Source organism: Paraburkholderia sp., from assembly GCF_035501035.1.
In the GTDB taxonomy this organism is placed as follows: Bacteria; Pseudomonadota; Gammaproteobacteria; order Burkholderiales; family Burkholderiaceae; genus Paraburkholderia.
The window spans coordinates 1-4,575 of record NZ_DATJWR010000370.1 but is presented as its reverse complement, the minus strand read 5'-3'; the positions used below and the strand labels follow the sequence as shown (position 1 = coordinate 4,575).

At 67.5% G+C, this 4,575-nt stretch carries 5 protein-coding genes; 1 reads left to right on the top strand and 4 read right to left on the bottom strand.

Annotation, left to right across the window (positions count from 1 at the left end):
- Positions 1-123 precede the first annotated feature (123 nt).
- Positions 124-747, bottom strand: a complete 624-nt coding sequence (gene wrbA, locus VMJ11_RS27095; RefSeq protein ID WP_325623531.1) for an NAD(P)H:quinone oxidoreductase — start codon at positions 745-747, stop codon at positions 124-126.
- Between the two features lie 182 nt (positions 748-929).
- Between wrbA and VMJ11_RS27090 the strand changes: the two genes are divergently transcribed.
- Positions 930-2,219 (top strand): YihY family inner membrane protein, encoded by a 1,290-nt coding sequence (locus tag VMJ11_RS27090; RefSeq protein WP_325623533.1) that lies wholly within the window; start codon positions 930-932, stop codon positions 2,217-2,219.
- A 38-nt stretch (positions 2,220-2,257) separates the two neighbouring features.
- On the opposite strand, the gene VMJ11_RS27085 is transcribed toward VMJ11_RS27090, so the two are convergent.
- From VMJ11_RS27085 to VMJ11_RS27075, 3 genes are all read right to left on the bottom strand, one after another.
- On the bottom strand, positions 2,258-2,578 hold the full coding sequence (locus tag VMJ11_RS27085) for an Mpo1-like protein (RefSeq protein ID WP_325623529.1): 321 nt from the start codon (positions 2,576-2,578) through the stop codon (positions 2,258-2,260).
- A 161-nt stretch (positions 2,579-2,739) separates the two neighbouring features.
- Positions 2,740-3,579, bottom strand: coding sequence for an alpha/beta hydrolase (locus tag VMJ11_RS27080; protein WP_325623528.1), 840 nt, complete (start codon positions 3,577-3,579; stop codon positions 2,740-2,742).
- Positions 3,576-4,575: PLP-dependent transferase (locus VMJ11_RS27075; RefSeq protein WP_325623526.1), on the bottom strand; the 1,000-nt coding region annotated here is incomplete at its 5' end. The genes VMJ11_RS27080 and VMJ11_RS27075, both read right to left, overlap by 4 nt.

The following is a 4,575-nucleotide window of genomic DNA, read 5'->3' as shown; positions in this document are numbered from 1 at the left end:
CGCCGGGGCGCAGCGGCGCGAGCCGCCATTCCCACGCAATGCACAGCAGTGTGAGCGCGGCGAGCATGGCTAGGGCGCCGAGCGCGGCGCCGCGCCGTGGCGCGGCGCTGCCCGGGCTGGCGTTCACGGGCGCTCGCCTCGCTCGGCGTTGGCAGGCGCGAGCGCAAGCGCGGCGCGCGCGAGCCGTGCGCCGAGCCCGCTCGCCAGCGTTTTCTCTTCGGCGCTGAGGCCGTAGCCGCGCGCGTCGGAGCGCGCGTGATGCGACGCGCCGTAGGGCGTGCCGCCGCCCTGCGTGGTCGTGAGTGCGCTTTCCGTATAGGGGATGCCCACGAGCAGCATGCCGTGATGGAGCAGCGGCAGCATCATCGAAAGCAGCGTGCTTTCCTGGCCGCCGTGCAGGCTGCCCGTCGAGGTGAACACGCAAGCGGGCTTGCCTGCGAGCGAGCCCGAAAGCCACTGCGGCGTGGTGCCGTCGAGGAAATACTTGAGCGGCGCGGCCATGTTGCCGAAGCGCGTGGGGGAGCCGAGCGCGAGTCCCGCGCATTCTTCGAGGTCGCGCAGCTCGACGTAGGGCGGCCCGTCGGAGGGGATGTCGGGCGCGGTTGCCTCGCAAACCGTCGAGACGGGTGGCACCGTGCGCACGCGCGCCTCGGCGCCGGGGACGCTGTCGATACCCTGGGCGATGGCGCGTGCGAGTTCGCGGGTCGCGCCATGCCGGCTGTAATAGAGCACAAGAATCGGTTTCATCGGGCCTCGTCGGTGGACGGGATATTATAGGGGGTTGGGTTGGCCGCCTACGCGGCGCACGGGCCCATACATGCGCGAGCAAAGCGCGCGATCGAGACGCAAGGCAGGCGCACAGCATGCGCAATATGCACGGTGATGAAAGCGGTGGTAACAGTGGCAAGGAAAACTGGCCAATGGACGTGATGTCGCGGGTGAAGATCGATCTGGACATCGTGAAGCGGCTCGCGCGCTTTGCGGCGCGACGTAGCCGCGAAGATCGCATTGCGCAGGTGGCGGGTAGCCTCACGTTCACCACGCTGCTCTCGCTCGTGCCGCTCGCCACGGTCGCGTTCGCGCTCTTTACCGCGTTTCCGATCTTCGCGTCCTTCCAGAGCTCGCTGCAGGCCTTTCTCGCCGACCACCTGATGCCGGCGCAGATCAATAGCCAGATCTTCAAGTATCTGAACCAGTTCGCCTCGAAGGCCAAGGGCCTCACGACGATGGGCATGATCGTGCTCTTCGTCACCTCGGTCATGACCATGATGACCGTGGAGTCCGCCTTCAACCTGATCTGGCGCGTGCGCAAGGCACGGCCCTTCGCGCAGCGTGTGCTCGTTTACTGGGCCATTCTCACGCTCGGGCCGATCCTGATCGGCGTGAGCCTGTCGATCTCTTCCTACGTGTTCACACGCTCGGCCGTGATCGCCACCGAGCAGCACGTCTCCGGCATCCTCGATTTGCTGCTCATGGGCGCTTCGCTGCCGCTCACGGCGCTCGCGTTCACGATGCTCTACGTGTATCTGCCGAACTGTCGCGTGCAGTGGCGCGACGCGCTGGTGGGCGGCATTGCCGCGGCGATCGCGTTCGAGGCGGCCAAGCGCGGCTTCGGCTATTACGTGCGACGCATCCCGACCTATACGGCTGTCTATGGCGCGTTCGCGGCCGCGCCCATGTTCCTGGTGTGGATGTATTTGAGCTGGTTCATCACGCTAGTGGGCGCGATGATCACCTCCGCGCTGCCCGAGATCCGCACCGGGCGCTTCAACCGGCCGCGCTTTCCGGGAAGCGACCTGCTCGACGCGCTCGAACTGCTCGCGGGTCTTGCCGAGGCGCGCGAAGCCGGGGAGCCCGGGCGCACGGCCGAGCAACTCGCGCAGTTGCTGCGGCGCGACCTCGCCACGGTGATACGCCTCGTGGACGGTCTCGAAGAAGATGAACTCGTGGGCCGCCTCGAAGAGGACGACCGCGCGAAAACGCTGTTTCTGCTGATCGGCAATCCCGCGCGGATTTCGGTGGCGCGCATTTTCGACCGCTTCGCGATCGACCGCCAGGAACTGGCGTATCAGCTCAAATCGAGCAGCGTCGACGCGCAGACGCTGCTAGGTGCGCTCGATAACGACAAACTCTCGATCACGCTTGCCTCGCTGCTTGCCGTGCGGCGCGAGCTGGCGCTGTCGGCGGAACCGCCGGCGCTCCCGCATCCGGCGGCGTGACGATGCGGCGGCGCGCAGCGTGCCGCCGCATGAGTGAATCAGAGTGAAATCTTTCCGCGGCAGATATCCGCGAACATGACCCAATCGCCCATCAGGCTGTAGATGGGGTGGCGGAAGGTGGCCGGGCGATTCTTCTCGAACTTGAAATGCCCGACCCAAGCGAAGCCGTAGCCGCACACGATCGCGGCAGGCAGCCAGAGCCAGTTGCCGGTGGCGATCGCCATGGCGACGCAGCCGATCACGCCGAGCGACCCGATGAAGTGCAGCCGCCGCGAGACGAGATTGCCATGTTCGCTCAGATAGAACGGATAGAACTCCGCGAAGCTCGAGAAATGCTCGGTATGCGTGGTGGGATGCATTGTCTCCTCCTTTTCTGCGCGAGCGCGCATGGGGTGGCAGGGGATGATTGCTTATTGCATCCATTCTCCGGCGTTCCGAACGACCGTGCAACCGGGCTGGAAGACTTGCGCTAAAAGGGCCGGCGCACACTCTCGCCCGCTAACGTCTCGTCGCGGCGGAGTCAGCCATTGCCCACCCGCGGGGATCGCTGCGTCGCAAAAGCATAGAGTGCGTCGAGCGTCGCATCGGGCTGCTCTGTCATGAGCGCGTGGCCCGCGTCCAGCGTCACCGTGTCCACCCGCGCCCCCGCTTGTGCGAGCGCATCGACGAGCGCACGCGCCGCGCGCGGCGGCGTCATCGCGTCGCGCCGCCCTACGATGAACCGCACCGGGCAACGCACTTTCGCCACGCTCGCGAGGCCATCGGCATAGGCGTTGCAGGCCGCGAAATCGGTATGAAAGAGCCGCGGCTCGCCGCGCGCCGAGGCGCGCTCCATCAACCGTTGGTTCATGCCGCGCAGCCAGAAGCCGGGGCCGGGGCTCGACGGCTTGGCGGCCAGCGTCGAATGCGACCACGCGTTGACGAGCGCGATCGCCTCCGGCTCGCGCTCGCGCGCGGCTTCGAGCAGCGTCGGCGCGACCGTCATCGGAAAGGCGGTGGCGAGTAGCGCGATGCGCTCTGCGCGCTCGGGGTGGCGCGCCGCGAATTCGAGCGCGATGAGCGAGCCCATGCTGTGGCCGGCGACGAAGGCCTTCGGCACGTTCAGCGCGTCGAGCAATGCGGCGAGCCAGTCGGCGAGCGCGCCGATGCTCGTGAGCGCCGGTCCCGCGCTGCGCAGGTGGCCCGGCAGGTCGACGGCCAGCACGTTGAAGCCGTGGTTGGCGAAATAGCGCGATTGCAGTGCCCAGACGCTGTGGTCGTGCTGCGCGCCGTGCACGAACACCGCGAACGGCAGCGCGCGATCGATGGGGCGCGAGGCGGTGTAGGCGTAGACCGGCTTGCCGGCGACATCGACGATCATGACGGCTCCTTGCCCGTGGCCTTGGTCTGCGCTTTGGACGCGTCCGGCTTTTGCGACGCCTTCAGCGCCCGCTTGAGATCGTCGACGAGGTCGGCGGGGTCTTCCAGCCCGATCGAGAGGCGGATCGTGCCTTCCGCGATGCCGGCGGCGGCGAGCGCGGCCGCGTCCATGCGGAAGTGCGTGGTCGAGGCGGGGTGGATCACGAGCGAGCGCGCGTCGCCGACATTGGCCAGATGCGAGAAGAGCGTGAGCGATTCGATGAAGCGCTTGCCCGCCTCGCGACCACCGCGCAGATTGAAGCTGAACACGGCGCCCGCACCGCGCGGCAACAGGCGCTTCGCGAGCGCGTAGTCGGGGTGGCTCGGCAACTCGGGCCAGGCGACCGATTCTACCGCCTCGTGCGCGGCGAGAAATTCGACGATGCGCCGCGCGTTAGCCACATGCCGTTCCATGCGCAGCGGCAGGGTCTCGATGCCTTGCAGCAATTGCCAGGCCGCCTGTGGATGCAGGCACGCGCCAAAGTCGCGCAAACCCTCGCGCCGCGCGCGCAGCAGGAAGGGCGCGACGGTGCTTTCCTCACTGAACACCATGTCGTGAAAGCCCGCGTAGGGCTCGGTGAGTTCGGGAAAGCGGCCCGACGCATCGAAGTCGAAGGTGCCGCCGTCCACCAGCACGCCGCCGATCGTCGTGCCGTGGCCGCCAAGAAACTTGGTGGCCGAGTGATAGACGAGATCCGCGCCATGGTCGAACGGCCGCAGCAGGTAAGGCGTGGTGAAGGTCGAATCGACGAGGAGCGGCACGCCGTGCGCGTGCGCGATTTGCGCCACCGCCTCGATGTCGAGCACGTCGAGCCCAGGATTGCCGAGCGTCTCGCCGAAGAGGAGGCGCGTGTTGGGCCGCAGCGCCGCGCGCCAGGCATCGAGGTCGCCGGGCTTCACGAACGTGGTTTCGATGCCGAAGCGGCGCAGCGTGTAGTGCAGCAGGTTGTGCGAGCCG

Bases quoted from the DNA above. Each gene is read 5' to 3' on its own strand.
- wrbA (WP_325623531.1), bottom strand. From the start codon at position 747: ATGAAACCGATTCTTGTGCTCTATTACAGCCGGCATGGCGCGACCCGC.
- VMJ11_RS27090 (WP_325623533.1), top strand. From the start codon at position 930: ATGTCGCGGGTGAAGATCGATCTGGACATCGTGAAGCGGCTCGCGCGC.
- VMJ11_RS27085 (WP_325623529.1), bottom strand. From the start codon at position 2,578: ATGCATCCCACCACGCATACCGAGCATTTCTCGAGCTTCGCGGAGTTC.
- VMJ11_RS27080 (WP_325623528.1), bottom strand. From the start codon at position 3,579: ATGATCGTCGATGTCGCCGGCAAGCCGGTCTACGCCTACACCGCCTCG.